Origin of the sequence: Streptococcus sp. HMSC073F11 (assembly GCF_001810785.1) — a bacterium.
In the GTDB taxonomy this organism is placed as follows: Bacteria; Bacillota; Bacilli; order Lactobacillales; family Streptococcaceae; genus Streptococcus.
Genome location: NZ_KV802690.1, coordinates 522,880 through 542,674 on the forward strand (window position 1 = coordinate 522,880; position 19,795 = coordinate 542,674).

Genomic DNA, 19,795 nt, shown 5'->3' on the forward strand with positions numbered 1-19,795 from the left:
GATTAATCGAAGAAGTAACACACACAGTTCACTACAAACTAGCAGACGGATCAGATGCAGGTATCCCTGACAATGTACAAACATTAACATTCACTCGTACCGCTGACTTAGATCCAGTAACTGGAGCAATCTCTAACTACGGTACATGGACAGCTAAAGATAACGATACAACAATCGATGCTGTGCCAACACCAGCTAAAGAAGGATATGTAGCTTCAGCAGCTAAATCAACAGCTCGTGAAAGTGTTAAAGCTACGGATAAAGATAGTGAAGAAACAATCATCTACCGTAAACTTGGTTCATATGTTCCAGTAATTCCAGAAGGAGTAACACCTCCAGCGAATACTGACTTAACGCCAAAACCATATCCAAATAATCCAAACGATCCTACAAAACCAGGAACACCTACTGAAACACCAGTAGTACCATACATCCCTGGAACAACACCAGTAGGACCAGATGGTAAACCATTAACTCCGAAAGATCCTAACGATCCAACGAAAGGATATGAAGTACCAAAACAACCAGAAGATCCAACTCAAAACACTACAATTACGTATGTGAAAGATGGTTCTCAAGTTGCTCTAGTTCACTTCATTAAAGCTGATGGAACTGCAGTTCACGTCTCAGTTGCAGAAGCAGGAGACGCTGGTAAAGCAATCAAGACAACGAATGTTGATAATGTTAAAGCTGAATTAGAAGCTAAAGGCTATGAAGTTGTTGCACCAACAGATGCAGCTTATACAGCAGAACGTGTAGCATTCTATGCTGATGCAAACCGTACATTCGATGATAAAGATGACAAAGGTAATGATGGAATTAGTCAAGTTTACTATGTAATCGTTAAAGAGGGAATCACTCCAATCGATCCAGATAAACCGCTAGATCCAAACAATCCAAACACAACTCCAAAACCAGGAGACAAAGTACCTGGAGATCCAAAACAACGTACATACGAACAACTTGGATTACTAGATGAGGTAAATCGTACAATCAACTACAGATATGCGAATACTGATAAAGTAGAAGAAGCTAAACGTGGTCAAGAAGCTGCAACTACTGTAGAACAAAAACTTCGTTACTCTCGTAAAGGTGATCTAAACAAAGTAACAGGTGAAATCACTTATACTTCTGATTGGACAAAACCACAAACATTAGCTGAAGTAACATCTCCAGTAATCGAAGGATATGTTGCAAATATTAAAGCAGCTGAAAAAGTAGAGAACGTAGCACATGATGCAGCTGACTCAGTAGTGAATGTCGTTTACACACCACTAGGTAAATATGTACCAAAAGTACCAGAAGGGTTTGAAGTTCCAAAAGTTGAGAAACCTCAATATCCAAATGATCCGAACGATCCAACTAAACCAGGAACACCAACAACAGTGATTCCTCACGTTCCAGGAACAACTCCAAAAGATCCAAATGGAAACCCACTGAAACCAGTAGATCCAAACGATCCAAGTAAAGGATATGTTCCACCAACACCTGAAAACCCAACAGAAGATACGCAAATCACTTATGAGAAAGATACTCAAAAAGCGAAAGTAACTTATGTGGTAGAAGGAACAGGAACAGTACTTCACACAGATAACCTAGAAGGTAAATCTGGAGAACCAATCGACTACAGTACAGTAGCTAAACTTGCTGAATTGAAAGCTCTAGGATATGACTTAGTAAGTGACGGATTCACAACTGCTACAGATAAGAACTACGATAAAGATACGAAAGTAGATCAAAGCTTCGTAGTTACAGTTACACCACACGTTGAGCCAATCAAACCAGTAGATCCAGAAAACCCAAATGATCCTAATAAACCAAAACCAGGTGATCCAATCGATCCTAAGAACCCTGATGGACCAAAATGGACAGAAGATTTAATTAAGAAGATTGATACAACTCGCCACGTGAACCGTATAATCAAGTATGTTAACGAAAAAGGTGAAGAAGTAGCTAAGAAAGTAACAGATAAAGTTACATTCACTCGTGAAGGTAAGATTAATGCTGTAACAGGTGTAATTACTTATGGTGATTGGACAGCTAAAGGTGGAGATACAACATTCGATAAAGTAGAATCACCAGTAGTTAAAGGATACATCCTGAAAGATGCCAAACAAAAAGAAGTAGCAGCTACAACAGGATTAACTGCAGACTCTAAAGATGAAAACATCGAAGTAGTTTATACTAAACTTGGTTCATGGGTACCAAAAGTACCGGAAGGAGTAACTCCAAACGATCCAACTCCATATCCAAACGATCCGAAAGATCCAACTAAACCAGGAAACGATAGACCAATCGTTCCTTACGTGCCAGGAACAACACCAGTGGTACCAAAAGATCCAACTAAACCAATTAGTCCGGATAACCCACTAGTTCCATTAACACCAGTAGATCCAAACGATCCATCTAAAGGATATGAAGTACCACCAGTACCAACAGATCCAAGTGTTGATACACCAATCACTTACGTAACTGATAAGCAAAAAGCTATCACAAACTTCGTAACTGAAAGTGGTAAAGTAGTATCTACTCCAGTAGTAGATGAAGGTGATTCAGGAGCTAACTTCACTAAGTCTAAAGTTGATGAAGTAACTAAGACTATTGAAAAACTTGAAAAAGCTGGTTACAGAGTCGTTAAGAATGAGTTCCCATCTAAAGATACAGACAGAGTATTTGATAAAGATAAATCTGTAGATCAAATATTCAATGTAACAGTAGCTGAAAGAATTATTCCAGTTACACCAGGTAAGCCAGTAGATCCAAATGATCCAAACATACCGAAGAATCCAGATGGAACACCTGTAACACCATCTACACCAGAACCAGGTAAACCAGTATTCCCTAACGATCCAAACAGTCCAGTATGGCCAAATACTGTGAAAGATCTTGTAACTGAGAAATCAGCTACACGTACGATCAAGTATGTAGATCGCAATGGAAAAGAAGTTTCTGAAACTCGTGTTGAAACAATCAAGTTCACTCGTGAAGCGAAAGTTAACTTAGTAACTGGTGAAATCACATATGATGAATGGACAACAGATCGTAATGACGATATCTTCAACGGATACCCAGTACCAGTTGTGAAAGGCTACATCGCTAAAGCTGGTGATCTAGAATCATCAACTAAAGATGTACAAGTAACTCCTGATACAATCAAGGATATCAATGAAACAGTGATTTACGATAAGTTAGGTTCATGGATTCCAAATATTCCAGGAACACCAACAAATCCAATCACTTATCCAAACGATCCTAAAGATCCAACTAAACCAGGAACTGATAAACCTAAAGTACCTTATGTACCAGGATTTATCCCTGTAGATCCAGAAGGTCAACCATTGAAACCAGTTGATCCAAATGATCCAACGAAAGGATACGAAGTACCAGAGGTACCTGGTGATCCAACGCAAGATACACCAATCAACTACATTCCTAAGGATCCTACACCAAATCCAACTCCATACCCAGGTCCAACTCCAGCTCCAACTCCAGCTCCAACTCCTACACCAGAGCCTAAGCCGGAACCAAAACCTGAGCCAAAACCAGAACCAGTAACTCCACAACCTGTAACACCTGCAGATAATGGAAATAATAATGGAACTCCAACAACTCCAGCTCAACCAGCAGCTCCTTCTACACCTCAATACATGGATGGTCAACGTGAACTTCCAAATACAGGTACAGAAGATCATGCTAGCCTTGCAGCACTTGGACTTCTAGGAGCCCTAAGTGGATTTGGATTGATTGCTCGTAAGAAAAGAGAAGATGAAGAATAATCAATTTGATTCTCATTAGATACTAACTTACAATCAGATAAAGAAAGAACTTGAGATTTGCTATCTCAGGTTCTTTTCTTTCTCTTTTTGAAAATGGTATAATATAGTGAGAACGATAGAGGAGAAGTGTAAATTGATCGCACAACTAGATACAAAAACAGTCTATAGTTTTATGGAGAGTGTCATTTCAATCGATAAGTATGTGAGAGTAGCAAAAGACTATGGATACACTCATCTGGCTATGATGGATATTGACAATCTTTATGGTGCTTTTGACTTTCTAGAGGTTACAAAAAAATATGGAATTCATCCTTTGTTAGGGCTTGAAATGAATGTCCTTGTAGATGATAAAGATGTGAATCTGCGCTTTTTAGCTTTATCTAGTGTGGGCTATCAGCAGTTGATGAAACTTTCAACAGCCAAGATGCAGGGGGAGAAAACTTGGTCAGTTCTGTCCCAGTACCTGGAGGATATTGCGGTAATTGTGCCTTATTTTGAAGAGCTTGAGTTGTTAAATCTAGGCTGTGATTACTATATAGGGGTTTACCCAGAAACACTAGCAAGCGAATTTCATCATCCAATCTTGCCCCTCTATCGGGTCAATGCCTTTGAAAGCAGGGATAGAGAAGTTCTACAAGTATTAACAGCGATTAAAGAAAATCTACCACTTAGAGAAGTTCCTTTGCGCTCACGACAAGATGTTCTTATATCAGCAAGTTCTTTAGAGAAACTATTCCAAGAACGATTTCCGCAAGCCTTGGAAAACTTAGAAAAGCTGATTTCAGGTATTTCTTATGACTTGGATACTAGTTTAAAATTGCCTCGTTTTAATCCAGCAAGGCCAGCAGTAGAAGAATTGAGAGAACGTGCTGAATTGGGGCTTGCTCAGAAGGGGTTAACTGGTAAAGAATATAAAGACCGTCTAGACCAAGAATTGGCTGTTATTCATGATATGGGCTTTGATGATTATTTCTTGGTTGTCTGGGATTTGTTGCGTTTTGGACGTTCGAATGGCTATTATATGGGAATGGGACGAGGTTCCGCAGTTGGTAGCTTGGTTTCCTATGCTTTAGACATTACAGGGATTGACCCAGTAGAGAAGAATCTGATTTTTGAACGTTTCCTCAATCGTGAACGCTATACTATGCCTGATATTGATATTGATATTCCAGATATTTATCGTCCAGATTTTATCAGATATGTTGGTAATAAATATGGCAGTAAACATGCGGCTCAAATCGTTACTTTTTCAACCTTTGGTGCCAAACAAGCTTTGCGAGATGTCTTGAAACGCTTTGGTGTGCCAGAGTATGAATTATCTGCAATTACCAAGAAAATCAGTTTTCGTGATAATCTCAAGTCGGCCTATGAGGGGAATCTCCAGTTTCGTCAGCAAATCAATAGTAAATTAGAATACCAAAAAGCCTTTGAAATTGCCTGCAAGATTGAGGGCTATCCAAGACAAACCTCTGTCCATGCGGCTGGTGTTGTAATCAGTGACCAAGATTTGACCAATTACATCCCTCTAAAACATGGTGACGAAATTCCACTGACCCAGTATGATGCTCATGGAGTCGAAGCAAGTGGACTTTTGAAGATGGATTTTCTGGGACTACGAAATTTGACCTTTGTCCAGAAAATGCAAGAGTTGCTTGCTGAAACCGAAGGTATTCACCTTAAAATTGAAGAAATAGATTTGGAAGACAAAGAAACTCTATCTCTTTTTGCCTCTGGAAATACAAAAGGTATCTTTCAATTCGAGCAACCGGGTGCTATTCGCCTACTCAAGCGTGTGCAGCCAGTCTGTTTTGAAGATGTCGTAGCAACTACTTCCTTAAATCGACCAGGTGCTAGTGATTATATCAATAATTTTGTAGCTAGAAAACATGGGCAGGAAGAAGTGACTGTTCTAGATTCAGCTCTGGAGGATATTTTGGCTCCAACTTATGGCATTATGCTCTATCAGGAGCAGGTTATGCAGGTTGCTCAGCGATTTGCTGGATTTAGTCTTGGGAAGGCCGACATTTTGCGTCGAGCTATGGGTAAAAAGGATGCCTCTGCCATGCATGAAATGAGGGCTTCCTTTATTCAAGGCTCCATAGAAGCTGGTCATACTGTGGAAAAAGCAGAGCAGGTTTTTGATGTTATGGAGAAGTTTGCAGGTTATGGTTTTAACCGATCTCACGCCTATGCCTACTCAGCCTTGGCCTTCCAGTTGGCCTATTTCAAAACGCATTATCCAGCCATCTTTTATCAGATTATGTTGAATTCTGCCAACAGTGATTATGTAACAGATGCCTTAGAAGCAGGTTTTGAAGTAGCCACATTGTCCATTAATACTATTCCCTATCACGATAAAATTGCCAACAAGTCTATCTATCTAGGTTTGAAATCGATTAAGGGGCTCAGCAAGGATTTGGCGCTTTGGATTATTGAACATAGACCTTATTCTAATATTGAAGATTTTTTAGCTAAACTACCTGAGAATTATCTGAAACTTCCTCTGCTAGAACCTTTGGTAAAAGTTGGTCTTTTCGATTCATTTGAAAAAAATCGTAAAAAAGTATTCAATAATTTAGCTAATCTATTTGAATTTGTGAAAGTATTAGGAAGCTTATTTGGAGAGACCATCTATAGTTGGCAAGATTCGGAGGACTGGACGGAGCAAGAAAAATTCTACATGGAACAAGAGCTTCTAGGAGTAGGCGTCAGCAAACATCCACTACAAGCTATTGCAAGTAAGGCTATTTATCCGATCACTCCTATTAGTAATTTATCAGAAAATAGCTATGCTATTATATTGGTTGAAGTTCAGAAGATAAAAGTAATTCGTACCAAAAAGGGTGAAAATATGGCTTTCTTACAGGTGGATGACAGTAAGAAAAAATTGGATGTTACCTTCTTTTCAGATTTATATCGACAGATTGGTCAGGAAGTAAGAGAAGGGGCATTCTACTATATCAAAGGGAAAGTCCAGTCACGTGACGGTCGTCTGCAAATGATTGCACAAGAAATAAGAGAAGCAGTTGCTGAGCGCTTTTGGATTCAGGTGAAAAATCATGATTCGGATCAAGAAATTTCGAGAATTTTAGACCAGTATAAAGGCCCAATCCCAGTCATTATCAGGTATGAAGAGGAACAGAAAACTATTGTTTCTCCCAACCATTTTGTAGCTAAATCGGATGAATTAGAAGCGAAATTAAATGGAATCGTTATGAAAACGATTTATCGCTAAAATTACGGAAAATAGAAGAATTTTCAACGTAAATGTGGTATAATCAGTAAGAATGTTAAAAGAAAAAGGAGCATAACCAATATGAAACGTATTGCTGTTTTGACTAGTGGTGGAGACGCCCCTGGTATGAACGCTGCCATCCGCGCAGTTGTTCGTCAAGCAATTTCAGAAGGAATGGAAGTGTTTGGTATCTATGATGGATATGCTGGTATGGTTGCCGGTGAAATTCATCCCCTAGATGCAGCTTCAGTAGGAGACATCATTTCTCGTGGTGGTACTTTCCTTCACTCAGCTCGCTACCCAGAGTTCGCTCAACTTGAAGGGCAACTTAAAGGGATTGAGCAATTGAAAAAACACGGGATTGAAGGTGTAGTTGTTATTGGTGGTGACGGATCTTACCACGGTGCTATGCGTTTGACTGAACATGGCTTCCCAGCTATCGGTCTTCCAGGTACAATCGATAACGATATCGTTGGTACTGACTTTACAATCGGTTTTGATACTGCGGTAACTACTGCTATGGACGCTATCGATAAGATTCGTGATACATCATCAAGTCACCGTCGTACTTTTGTTATCGAAGTTATGGGACGTAACGCAGGTGATATCGCTCTTTGGGCTGGTATTGCAACTGGTGCTGATGAAATCATCATTCCTGAAGAAGGCTTCAAGATTGAAGATATCGTAGAAAGCATTAAATGTGGTTATGAGTGTGGTAAAAAACACAACATCATCGTCTTGGCAGAAGGTGTGATGTCAGCGGCTGAATTTGGTCAAAAACTAAAAGAAGCTGGGGATACAAGCGACCTTCGTGTGACAGAACTTGGACATATTCAACGTGGTGGTTCTCCAACTGCACGTGACCGTGTTTTGGCATCACGTATGGGTGCACATGCTGTTAAACTTCTTAAAGAAGGTATCGGTGGTGTTGCGGTTGGTATCCGTAACGAGAAAATGGTTGAAAACCCTATTCTTGGAACTGCAGAAGAAGGAGCATTGTTTAGCCTTACTGCAGATGGTAAGATTGTGGTTAACAACCCACACAAGGCTGACCTTGAGCTATCTAGCTTGAATAAGAGCTTGTCATAATTTATAATTTAGTTAATAAGACCAAAAAGGTCATATATAAAGGAGTCACAAAAATCATGAATAAACGTGTAAAAATCGTTGCAACTTTGGGACCTGCGGTAGAAATCCGTGGTGGTAAAAAATTTGGTGATGACGGATACTGGGGTGAAAAACTTGATGTTGAAGCTTCAGCTAAAAACATTGCTAAATTGATTGAAGCTGGTGCTAACACATTCCGTTTCAACTTCTCACACGGTGACCACCAAGAACAAGGTGAGCGTATGGCAACTGTTAAACTTGCTGAAAAACTTGCAGGTAAAAAAGTTGGTTTCCTTCTTGATACAAAAGGACCAGAAATCCGTACAGAATTGTTCGAAGGTGAAGCTAAAGAGTATTCATACAAAACTGGTGAGAAAATCCGTGTTGCAACTAAACAAGGAATCAAATCAACTCGTGAAGTGATTGCATTGAACGTTGCTGGTGCTCTTGATATCTATGATGATGTTGAAGTTGGTCGTCAAGTTTTGGTTGACGATGGTAAACTTGGTCTTCGTGTGGTTGCTAAAGATGATGCAACTCGTGAGTTTGAAGTTGAAGTTGAAAACGATGGTATCATCGCTAAACAAAAAGGTGTTAACATTCCTAACACTAAAATTCCTTTCCCAGCTCTTGCTGAACGCGATAACGACGATATCCGTTTCGGTCTTGAACAAGGTATCAACTTCATCGCTATTTCATTCGTACGTACTGCAAAAGACGTGAACGAAGTTCGTGCAATCTGTGAAGAAACTGGGAACGGACACGTTCAATTGTTCGCTAAAATCGAAAACCAACAAGGTATCGATAACTTGGATGAAATCATCGAAGCTGCTGATGGTATCATGATTGCTCGTGGTGACATGGGTATCGAAGTACCATTCGAAATGGTTCCAGTTTACCAAAAAATGATCATCACTAAAGTCAATGCTGCAGGTAAAGTTGTTATCACTGCAACAAACATGCTTGAAACAATGACTGAAAAACCACGTGCAACTCGTTCAGAAGTATCAGACGTATTCAACGCTGTTATCGACGGTACTGACGCTACAATGCTTTCAGGTGAGTCTGCAAACGGTAAATACCCACTTGAGTCAGTAACTACAATGGCTACAATCGACAAGAACGCTCAAACTCTTCTTAACGAATACGGTCGCTTGAACTCAGATTCATTTGAACGTAACTCTAAGACAGAAGTAATGGCTTCAGCTGTTAAAGATGCTACTAACTCAATGGATATTAAATTGGTTGTAACTCTTACTAAGACAGGTCACACTGCACGTTTGATCTCTAAATACCGTCCAAATGCTGACATCTTGGCATTGACATTCGACGAATTGACAGAACGTGGATTGATGTTGAACTGGGGTGTTATCCCAATGTTGACAGATGCTCCATCTTCAACTGATGATATGTTCGAAATTGCTGAACGTAAAGCAGTTGAAGCAGGACTTGTACAATCTGGTGACGATATCGTTATCGTAGCTGGTGTACCAGTTGGAGAAGCTGTTCGTACAAACACAATGCGTATCCGTACAGTACGTTAATCTAACATTAAAAAGCCTATCATATCAAGCTTTCTAGCCTGTATGATGGGCTCTTTTTTTGTCTATGGAGCACAAATGGGGCAAAACTTTTTACTTTCGATTTAATGCGACGGTATCAAGTGCGTCAAATACTGCTTGCTACAGACTTTTTGTAACGTGAGGATAGATCTAATTGGTAGTTTTCGGATTTATGTCCAAACTGTGACACGATAGCTTTTAAAGTTATGTTGTTTTTTACGTAAACTTCATAAAATGTTTAGTTCAAATACAGATAAAAAATAACTCCCTGATGACTCAAGGAGTTATTACTATCTAAATTAGTTTTTAGAAGCAGCTTGGAATTCTGGGTTTTTCCATGCTTCGTCAATAATAGCTTGTAATTCATTTGCAGATGCTTGCATTTTTTGAGTTTCTGCGTCGTTCAATGGGATATTTACTGGACGAACAATACCATGTGCACCAACAACAGCTGGTTGACCGATAAAGACGTTTTTAACTCCGTATTGACCTTCTTGGAATACTGAAAGTGGAAGTACTGCGTTTTCATCGTCAAGGATTGCTTTAGTAATACGAGCAAGGGCTACTGCGATACCGTAGTATGTTGCACCTTTTTTGTTGATGATTGTGTAAGCTGCGTCACGAACACCTTCGAACAATTCAATCAATTCAGCTTCTTGAACATTTTGAGTGTCTTTAAGGAATTCTTCAAGGTTTACACCAGCGATGTTAGCGTGTGACCAAACAGCGAACTCAGAGTCACCGTGTTCACCCATAATGTAGGCGTGGACTGAACGAGCATCAACATCCAATTTTTCAGCAAGTGCTTGACGGAAACGAGCTGAGTCAAGTGAAGTACCTGAACCGATAACGCGTTCTTTAGGGAATCCAGAGAATTTCCAAGTTGAGTAAGTCAAGACGTCAACTGGGTTAGCAGCAACAAGGAAGATACCTTTGAAACCTGATTCAACAACTTGAGTTACAATTGATTTGTTGATAGCAAGGTTTTTACCTACAAGGTCAAGACGAGTTTCACCTGGTTTTTGAGGCGCACCTGCAGTGATTACAACAAGGTCAGCGTCTGCACAGTCAGAGTATTGAGCTGCATAGATTTTTTTAGGTGAAGTGAAGGCAAGGGCGTGACTAAGGTCAAGCGCGTCACCAACAGCTTTTTCATGCAATTGTGGAATTTCGATAATTCCAAGCTCTTGTGCAATTCCTTGGTTAACAAGTGCAAAAGCGTAAGAAGAACCTACAGCACCATCACCGACAAGGATAACTTTTTTGTGTTGTTTAGTTGAAGTCATTATTCTAAACATCTCCTTAATTTTATTCAGGGATTTCCCCAGTTATTTCAATTTTATCACTTTTGAAAAGCTTTGTCACGGATATACATTTCAGTTCTTGATGTAAACGTTTTAGTGGTTTTAGATACCTGAAATATAGCGGACATTATGGTATAATATAGTTAATTACTAATAGTGAAATGAGGCATTTATTAATGCAGGATAGAAATTTAGTGAATGTCAATCTGACAAAGGAGATGAAGACGAGCTTTATTGACTACGCTATGAGTGTTATCGTAGCGCGGGCTCTTCCTGATGTTCGAGATGGCTTGAAACCCGTCCACCGTCGGATTCTCTACGGAATGAATGAACTGGGTGTTACTCCAGACAAACCTCATAAAAAATCTGCTCGTATTACAGGGGATGTCATGGGTAAATATCACCCACACGGGGATTCCTCTATCTATGAAGCCATGGTCCGTATGGCTCAATGGTGGAGCTACCGTTACATGCTTGTCGATGGGCATGGAAACTTTGGTTCTATGGATGGAGACGGTGCAGCTGCCCAGCGTTATACTGAGGCACGTATGAGCAAGATTGCGCTGGAAATGCTTCGTGATATCAACAAAAATACGGTTGATTTCGTTGATAACTATGATGCCAATGAACGTGAACCCTTGGTCTTGCCAGCGCGTTTTCCAAACCTTTTGGTTAATGGAGCAACTGGTATTGCCGTTGGGATGGCAACCAATATTCCACCTCATAACCTGGGTGAAACCATTGATGCAGTGAAGTTGGTCATGGACAATCCTGAAGTGACTACTAAGGACTTGATGGAAGTCTTGCCTGGTCCAGATTTTCCAACTGGTGCTCTTGTTATGGGGAAATCAGGTATTCATAAGGCTTATGAAACAGGTAAAGGTTCTATTGTCCTTCGTTCTCGTACTGAAATTGAGGAAACTAAGACTGGCCGTGAGCGTATTGTTGTAACAGAATTTCCTTATATGGTCAATAAAACAAAGGTGCATGAGCATATTGTTCGTTTGGTTCAGGAAAAACGCATTGAGGGCATCACAGCAGTACGTGATGAGTCAAACCGTGAAGGTGTTCGATTTGTTATTGAAGTCAAGCGTGATGCCTCAGCCAATGTTATCCTCAACAACCTCTTCAAGATGACCCAGATGCAAACCAACTTTGGTTTTAATATGCTTGCAATCCAAAATGGGGTACCAAAGATTTTGTCCCTTCGTCAGATTTTGGATGCTTATATTGAGCACCAAAAAGAAGTGGTTGTTCGTCGGACACGTTTTGATAAGGAAAAAGCAGAAGCGCGTGCTCATATCTTAGAAGGTCTCTTGATTGCGCTAGACCATATCGACGAAGTGATTCGTATCATCCGTGCTAGTGAAACGGATGCGGAAGCACAAGCTGAGTTGATGAGCAAGTTTAAGCTTTCTGAACGTCAAAGTCAAGCCATTCTTGATATGCGTCTTCGCCGTTTGACAGGTTTGGAACGTGATAAGATTCAGTCAGAGTATGATGACTTATTGGCTCTGATTGCAGATTTAGCAGATATTCTTGCTAAGCCAGAACGTGTTTCTCAAATTATCAAGGATGAATTAGATGAAGTCAAGCGTAAGTTTGGAGACCAACGTCGTACGGAATTGATGGTCGGTGAAGTCTTGAGTCTTGAAGATGAGGATCTAATTGAAGAAGCTGATGTCTTGATCACTCTTTCTAACAAAGGATACATCAAACGTCTGGACCAAGCTGAGTTTACTGCTCAAAAACGTGGGGGGCGTGGTGTTCAAGGAACAGGTGTTAAGGATGACGATTTTGTTCGTGAGTTAGTGTCAACTAGTACCCATGATCACCTACTCTTCTTTACAAATAAAGGACGTGTCTATCGCCTTAAAGGATATGAAATTCCTGAATATGGCCGTACTGCTAAGGGATTGCCAATTGTCAATCTTTTGAAATTGGATGAAGGTGAAAGTATTCAGACCATCATCAATGTTGAGTCTGAACGTAGTGATGATGCTTACCTCTTCTTCACAACCCGTCATGGTATTGTGAAGAGAACCAGCGTTAAGGAATTTGCTAATATCCGTCAGAATGGACTTAAAGCACTTAACCTCAAGGATGAAGATGAGTTGATTAATGTCTTACTGACAGAAGAGGATACGGACATTATCATTGGTACCAAGTTTGGTTATTCAATTCGCTTTAATCAATCAGCCGTTCGTGGTATGAGTCGTATCGCCACTGGTGTGAAAGGTGTTAACCTTCGTGACGGAGACACAGTTGTTGGTGCTAGTGTGATTACAGACCAGGACGAGGTTCTTATCATCACAGAAAAGGGCTATGGTAAGCGCACAGTTGCGACCGAATATCCAACTAAAGGTCGTGGTGGTAAAGGGATGCAAACCGCTAAGATTACAGAAAAGAACGGTTCTCTTGCTGGTCTTATGACCGTTAAAGGCGATGAAGATTTGATGATTATCACTGATACTGGTGTCATGATTAGAACCAACGTTGCCAATATTTCACAAACAGGTCGTTCAACTATGGGAGTTAAAGTGATGCGCCTGGACCAAGATGCTAAAATTGTAACCTTTACTACGGTTGCTGCTGCAGAAAAAGAAGAAGTTGGGACAGAAAACGAAACAGAAGGTGAAGCATAATGTCTCATAAAAAGAATAAAAAGAAAACAAACCGTAAAAATTTACTAATCAATATCTTGGCAGGATTCTTAATCATCTTGTCAATAGCTTTGATTTTCAATTCAAAAATTCGTGATATGTTCATGGTTTGGAATACGAATAAATACCAAGTCAGCCAGGTATCAAAAGAAAAATTGGAAGAAAATCAAGATACAGAAGGGAATTTTGACTTTGATTCCGTAAAAGCCATCTCGTCAGAAGCTGTCTTATCCTCACAATGGGATTCGCAAAAATTGCCAGTTATCGGTGGAATTGCTGTCCCTGAGGTAGAAATTAACTTGCCTATTTTTAAGGGACTGGATAATGTCAATCTCTTCTATGGAGCTGGTACAATGAAGCGTGATCAAGTGATGGGGAAAGGAAACTATTCCCTTGCGAGCCATCACATCTTCACGGCGGAAAACGCCAGCCAAATGCTCTTTTCTCCATTATCACGCGCTAAAAATGGGATGAAAATTTATCTAACTGATAAGGATAAAGTTTATACCTATGAAATCCGTGAAGTGAAGCATGTGACCCCCGATCGCGTTGATGAGATTGATGACCGTACTGGAGTTGATGAAATCACACTTGTAACCTGTGTTGACTATGATGCGACAGAACGTATTATCGTCAAAGGTGACTTGAAAGATACAAAAGATTATTCACAAACACCTGAAGAAATTCTAACAGCTTTCAATCAACCATATAAACAACGTTATTAAAGATAAAATCAGTAAAATCTTAGGTTTTACTGATTTTTTATAGATTGCGTTTCAAAATAAACTGTTATGAAATACAGAAAACGTTTCCTTAATTCTAAAGTTTGTGATATAATTATCAGGTAAAAAATTTTTAGGAGTTTATTATGGTTTCTTCAGAATTTATCTCAAAGATTGAATTTGCTTGTAAGAAGAAAGAAAGTCTTTATAGTCAAAGCAAATTTAAGTATGCGATTCGTTCTATGTTCGCAGGTGCATTTTTAACCTTCAGTACTGCTGCAGGTGCAGTTGGGGCTGACTTGATTAATAAAATTGCACCAGGTAGTGGACGCTTCCTCTTCCCATTTGTCTTTGCTTGGGGCTTGGCCTACATTGTTTTCTTGAATGCCGAGTTGGTAACATCAAACATGATGTTCTTGACTGCTGGTAGTTTCTTGAAAAAAATATCTTGGAGAAAAACAGCTGAGATTTTACTTTACTGTACCCTGTTCAACCTTATCGGGGCTTTGATAGCAGGTTGGGGCTTTGCCCACTCAGCAGCTTATGCACATCTGACTCACGATAGTTTCATCTCAGGGGTTGTTGAGATGAAGTTAGGCCGTTCAAATGAATTAATCTTGCTTGAGGCGATTTTGGCAAATATTTTCGTAAATATTGCGATTCTTTCATTTGTTTTGGTCAAAGATGGTGGTGCCAAACTATGGCTCGTTTTATCAGCAATTTACATGTTTGTATTCTTAACAAACGAGCACATTGCGGCGAACTTTGCTTCATTCGCTATTGTAAAATTCAGTGTTGCTGCTGACTCAATTGCTAACTTCGGTGTTGGAAATATGCTTCGTCACTGGGGTGTAACCTTCGTTGGAAACTTGATTGGTGGAGGCCTCTTGATGGGTCTTCCATATGCCTTCCTTAATAAAAACGAAGATACTTATGTAGATTAAGAAAATGAGCACGATTGAGTCGTGCTTTTTTCGATTTTAAAATAAGGTAATAGTTAGTTCTTATATCATAATATAGAAAACTGATATTTGTAAACTATACCTTAAGGTGCTACAATATCCTTAATTAAACTATTTGGAGGTCGTTTTATGACTCGTGATTTTCAATTTGAAACTCTACAACTACATGCTGGTCAAGTTGTAGATCCAGCAACTAAGTCTCGTGCAGTTCCGATTTATCAAACAACATCCTTTGTTTTTGATGACACGCAGGAAGGTGCCGATTTGTTTGCCTTGAGAAAGCCAGGTAATATCTATACTCGTATTACAAATCCTACAACGGCTGCTTTTGAAGAAAGAATTGCTGCTCTTGAAGGTGGTGTTGGAGCTCTTGCAACAGCATCAGGTATGGCCGCAGTGACTTATACGATTTTGGCACTTGCCCACGCTGGTGACCATGTAGTAGCAGCCTCAACTATTTACGGTGGAACCTTCAATCTCTTGAAGGAAACCCTTCCTCGTTATGGTATCACAACAACCTTTGTCGATGTGGATAATTTGGAAGAAGTGGAAGCAGCTATCGGTGACAATACCAAGCTTGTCTTGATTGAAACCTTGGGCAATCCCTTGATTAACATTCCTGATTTGGAAAAATTGGCTGAGATTGCGCATAAACACCAGATTCCACTTGTTTCTGACAATACCTTTGCCACACCTTACTTGATTAATGTCTTTTCTCATGGTGTAGATATTGCCATTCACTCTGCGACTAAGTTTATCGGTGGGCATGGTACAACTATTGGAGGAGTGATTGTCGATAGCGGTCGTTTTGACTGGGCAGCTTCAGGAAAATTCCCTCAATTTGTTGAGGAAGACCCAAGCTACCACAATTTGAGCTATACTCGTGATGTGGGTGCAGCAGCCTTTATTATCGCTGTCCGTGTCCAATTGCTTCGTGATACAGGTGCAGCCTTGTCGCCATTTAATGCCTTTCTCTTACTCCAAGGACTTGAAACCCTTTCTCTTCGTGTGGAACGCCATGTGCAAAATGCAGAGAAAATTGTTGATTTCCTTGTCAACCATCCTAAGGTAGAAAAAGTCAATTATCCAAAACTTGCAGATAGTCCTTATCATGCCTTGGCTGAGAAATACTTGCCTAAAGGTGTGGGTTCAATCTTTACCTTCCATGTCAAAGGTGGGGAGGCAGAAGCACGCAAGGTAATTGATCATTTAGAAATCTTCTCTGACCTTGCAAATGTGGCAGATGCCAAGTCTCTTGTTGTCCATCCAGCCACAACCACTCACGGTCAATTGTCAGAAAAAGACCTAGAAGCAGCAGGTATCACACCAAACCAAATTCGTTTGTCTATCGGACTTGAAAATGTGGATGATTTGATTGAAGACTTGCGCTTGGCCTTGGAAAAAATTTAAAGAAAAAGAAGATAAACAGTGGGTTTCGACTCGCTGTTTTTGATTTTTCCTTAGGCATGATATAATGGTTAAAGAAGTCTAGAAAGAGGAATGTTATGAACGAAATCAAATGCCCCAACTGTGGGGAAGTATTTACAGTAAATGAAAGTCAGTATGCCAAACTTCTGTCTCAAGTGAGAACAGCAGAGTTTGATAAGGAACTACATGATAGGATGAAACAGGAACTGGCCTTGGCTGAGCAAAAGGCCATGAATGAACAACAGTCTAAACTAGCTCAAAAAGACCAAGAAATTGCGCAATTACAGAGTCAAATCCAAAACTTTGATACAGAAAAAGAATTGGCCAAGAAAGAGGTTGAACAGACAAGCAACCAGGCCTTATTGGCTAAGGACAAGGAAGTACAGGCCTTGGAAAATCAATTGGCTACCTTGCGTTTGGAACATGAAAATCAACTGCAAAAGACTCTTTCTGACTTAGAAAAAGAACGTGATCAGGTCAAAAACCAGCTCCTCTTGCAAGAAAAGGAAAATGAGCTGTCTTTGGCTTCTATTAAGCAGAATTACGAAGCCCAGCTTAAGGCAGCCAGTGAACAAGTCGAATTCTATAAGAATTTCAAAGCCCAACAATCAACCAAGGCAATTGGGGAAAGTTTGGAACAGTATGCAGAGAGTGAGTTTAACAAGGTTCGTAGTTTTGCCTTTCCAAATGCCTACTTTGAGAAGGATAACAAGGTCTCTGCGCGTGGGTCTAAAGGGGACTTTATCTTTCGAGAATGTGATGAAAGTGGAGTGGAAATTATTTCCATCATGTTTGAGATGAAAAATGAAGCGGATGGAACAGAGAAGAAGCATAAGAATGCGGACTTCTACAAGGAATTGGACAAGGACCGTCGGGAGAAGAACTGTGAGTATGCCGTTTTGGTGACTATGTTAGAAGCAGATAACGACTACTTTAACACAGGGATTGTTGACGTCAGTCACGAGTATGAAAAGATGTATGTGGTTCGTCCTCAGTTCTTTATTCAGTTGATTGGTCTCTTGCGAAATGCGGCGCTTAATTCTTTGAAATATAAGCAAGAGTTGGCCTTGGTTCGGGAACAAAATATTGATATTACACATTTTGAGGAAGATTTGGATGCCTTTAAACTAGCCTTTGCCAAGAACTACAACTCTGCTTCGACCAACTTTGGTAAAGCAATTGATGAAATCGACAAGGCTATCAAACGCATGGAAGAGGTCAAGAAGTTCCTGACCACATCCGAAAACCAACTTCGTCTTGCTAATAACAAGTTGGAAGATGTTTCAGTTAAAAAATTGACCCGAAAAAATCCAACTATGAAAGCGAAGTTCGAAGCGCTGAAGGGAGAGTGAGAAAGCAGTGGAAAATGAATTATTAGTATTGAATACTGAAGAAGTAAATGAGTCCGAAAATTTAAACTATGATGAGTTAGAAGAACTATTGGAACAGCAATTTACAATGGAGTTTTCTAATCTTGAGAAATTAGAAGTAGATTGTAAAGAAATTAGTTCACCGGATAAATTAGGAGATGTTATTTTGGATGAAATTTGGAATCAATTCGGGAATCAAATTGGTTTAGATATGACAAGTGATACATTACTAAAGCAATATAACGAAAAGAACCCAAATGGCTATACAAAAGAAATTGCTGATCAGATTGTTAAAGACAAAAGATATACTGATGCAAATAAGGCAATGAAACATAAGCAAAAATTAGGAAACTTGAAGGATGAATACACCGGAAAAAAATTAAAAATAAACGAAAAAGCTAATCTGGATCACATCGTACCGCGAAAACAGATTTTTGAAAATCCATGGAGAAAAATAGCAGATATTGATCCTTCTGATTTAGCTAACAAATCTGAAAATTTATCTGCGACTAATGAATCTCTTAATAAAAGTAAAGGCGCAAAATCTAATAGCGATTACATAAAAAATAAGGAACTAAGAGAAAGAAATCTTAGAGAACAAGTTAAAAAAGCAAATGAAAAAATAGATAAGATGAATATCTCAGATGCCGAAAAGCGAAATCTTAAAGCTGAAAATAATAAAAGATTAAATGATAAACTAGCAGCTGATTCAAAGAAGATGCTTAAGGCTGAGAAGACAGCAAAGAAAGCTATTAATAAGGATATTGCAAAGAAAGCTTCTGTCAGAATGGCCAATAAAGCTGGTAAAGATGCTATAAAAGCTATGTTTGTTGCAGCTCTTTTTGGAATGCTGAAGGAAATTATGAATGCTCTAGTGAGGTATTTTAAAGCAAAAAAACAATCTTTTGATACATTTATGGAGGAAATGAAAAAAGCACTTCATTCATTTTTTGGTAAAATCAAAGATTTTATTAAAGTGGGTGTAGATAGTTTTGTTGGAAGCATTGTTGGAGAAATTATTGGCGCATTTAACCAGAAATTACAAAAACTTCCAAACTTGATTAAACAATTATTTGGTTCTATCAGAGAAAGCATTTCTTATTTATCTAACCCTGAAAATCAAACACATTCTACAGCAATTAAGATAGCTCACATTTCAAAAATCATTACTTCTGGTTTAGTTGCTGTAGGAGCAATGTTTTTAGGAGAATATTTTGAGCAGTTCTTAAATAAGGTACCAGGTATGACTTTTGAAATAAAACTCCTAGGAACAATTGCTAATATTTTAGGGATGTTCTTTGCGAGTTTACTAACTGGAATCTTGGGAGCGATAATCATTAACGGACTTGATCAATTTATTTCAAAAAAATTAATTGAGGAAAATCAAAAGAAACAAGCTAATAAGAAAAACGAATTGTTAAGAATTCAGGATGTTCAAATTTTTGTTGCCGAGCAAAATGTTGCTGTTAAGCGAAATGATATATTCATTAAGATGGCTAAGAACCATCAAAAACTAAGAGAACTTCTTGGTAATGTTCAAGAGGAGTTTTCTAATTCAAAGATTGATTTCAAACAGCGATTATTAGCTAATGAAATATACTTTGATGAAAAGCAAAGTGAACTTGAAGAAATGCAAAGTGCATTAAACGATTTACTATAGGAGAAT

General features: G+C 39.2%; 11 protein-coding genes. 10 read left to right on the forward strand and 1 reads right to left on the reverse strand.

The window, feature by feature from the left end; genetic code table 11:
• From HMPREF2764_RS09615 to pyk, 4 genes are all read left to right on the forward strand, one after another.
• Positions 1-3,776 (forward strand): mucin-binding protein (locus tag HMPREF2764_RS09615; protein WP_148129352.1); only part of this gene is annotated, 3,776 nt, incomplete at its 5' end.
• 133 nt (positions 3,777-3,909) lie between these two features.
• Positions 3,910-7,011 (forward strand): DNA polymerase III subunit alpha, encoded by a 3,102-nt coding sequence (locus HMPREF2764_RS04205; RefSeq protein WP_070527412.1) that lies wholly within the window; start codon positions 3,910-3,912, stop codon positions 7,009-7,011.
• An 81-nt stretch (positions 7,012-7,092) separates the two neighbouring features.
• Complete coding sequence (gene pfkA, locus HMPREF2764_RS04210) at positions 7,093-8,100, forward strand: 6-phosphofructokinase (RefSeq protein ID WP_000820863.1); 1,008 nt, start codon at positions 7,093-7,095, stop codon at positions 8,098-8,100.
• 56 nt (positions 8,101-8,156) lie between these two features.
• Positions 8,157-9,662 (forward strand): pyruvate kinase, encoded by a 1,506-nt coding sequence (gene pyk / locus HMPREF2764_RS04215; protein WP_070527415.1) that lies wholly within the window; start codon positions 8,157-8,159, stop codon positions 9,660-9,662.
• 317 nt (positions 9,663-9,979) lie between these two features.
• Here pyk and HMPREF2764_RS04220 read toward each other — a convergent pair whose 3' ends face one another.
• Complete coding sequence (locus tag HMPREF2764_RS04220; protein ID WP_000204729.1) at positions 9,980-10,966, reverse strand: L-lactate dehydrogenase; 987 nt, start codon at positions 10,964-10,966, stop codon at positions 9,980-9,982.
• Positions 10,967-11,160: 194 nt separating this feature from the next.
• Here HMPREF2764_RS04220 and gyrA point away from each other — a divergent pair, with 194 nt between their 5' ends.
• The 6 genes from gyrA (at position 11,161) to HMPREF2764_RS04250 (ending at position 19,789) form a co-directional block, all read left to right on the forward strand.
• The gene (gene gyrA, locus HMPREF2764_RS04225) at positions 11,161-13,629 is read left to right on the forward strand and encodes a DNA gyrase subunit A (RefSeq protein ID WP_023947197.1); all 2,469 of its coding nucleotides are present in this window, start codon (positions 11,161-11,163) and stop codon (positions 13,627-13,629) included.
• Positions 13,629-14,372, forward strand: a complete 744-nt coding sequence (locus HMPREF2764_RS04230; RefSeq protein WP_023947195.1) for a class A sortase — start codon at positions 13,629-13,631, stop codon at positions 14,370-14,372. The genes gyrA and HMPREF2764_RS04230 overlap by 1 nt, the downstream gene beginning before the upstream one ends.
• 143 nt (positions 14,373-14,515) lie before the next feature.
• Positions 14,516-15,313 (forward strand): formate/nitrite transporter family protein, encoded by a 798-nt coding sequence (locus HMPREF2764_RS04235; protein WP_033677042.1) that lies wholly within the window; start codon positions 14,516-14,518, stop codon positions 15,311-15,313.
• A 147-nt stretch (positions 15,314-15,460) separates the two neighbouring features.
• Complete coding sequence (locus HMPREF2764_RS04240; protein WP_070527418.1) at positions 15,461-16,741, forward strand: O-acetylhomoserine aminocarboxypropyltransferase/cysteine synthase family protein; 1,281 nt, start codon at positions 15,461-15,463, stop codon at positions 16,739-16,741.
• Between the two features lie 95 nt (positions 16,742-16,836).
• Positions 16,837-18,111 (forward strand): DUF2130 domain-containing protein, encoded by a 1,275-nt coding sequence (locus tag HMPREF2764_RS04245; protein ID WP_070527421.1) that lies wholly within the window; start codon positions 16,837-16,839, stop codon positions 18,109-18,111.
• A 7-nt stretch (positions 18,112-18,118) separates the two neighbouring features.
• Positions 18,119-19,789, forward strand: coding sequence for a hypothetical protein (locus tag HMPREF2764_RS04250; protein ID WP_044020625.1), 1,671 nt, complete (start codon positions 18,119-18,121; stop codon positions 19,787-19,789).
• Positions 19,790-19,795 lie beyond the last annotated feature (6 nt).

Excerpts from the sequence above, each read along its gene's own strand:
- pfkA (WP_000820863.1), top strand. The coding sequence starts at position 7,093 with ATGAAACGTATTGCTGTTTTGACTAGTGGTGGAGACGCCCCTGGTATG.
- pyk (WP_070527415.1), top strand. The coding sequence starts at position 8,157 with ATGAATAAACGTGTAAAAATCGTTGCAACTTTGGGACCTGCGGTAGAA.
- HMPREF2764_RS04220 (WP_000204729.1), bottom strand. The coding sequence starts at position 10,966 with ATGACTTCAACTAAACAACACAAAAAAGTTATCCTTGTCGGTGATGGT.
- gyrA (WP_023947197.1), top strand. The coding sequence starts at position 11,161 with ATGCAGGATAGAAATTTAGTGAATGTCAATCTGACAAAGGAGATGAAG.
- HMPREF2764_RS04230 (WP_023947195.1), top strand. The coding sequence starts at position 13,629 with ATGTCTCATAAAAAGAATAAAAAGAAAACAAACCGTAAAAATTTACTA.
- HMPREF2764_RS04235 (WP_033677042.1), top strand. The coding sequence starts at position 14,516 with ATGGTTTCTTCAGAATTTATCTCAAAGATTGAATTTGCTTGTAAGAAG.
- HMPREF2764_RS04240 (WP_070527418.1), top strand. The coding sequence starts at position 15,461 with ATGACTCGTGATTTTCAATTTGAAACTCTACAACTACATGCTGGTCAA.
- HMPREF2764_RS04245 (WP_070527421.1), top strand. The coding sequence starts at position 16,837 with ATGAACGAAATCAAATGCCCCAACTGTGGGGAAGTATTTACAGTAAAT.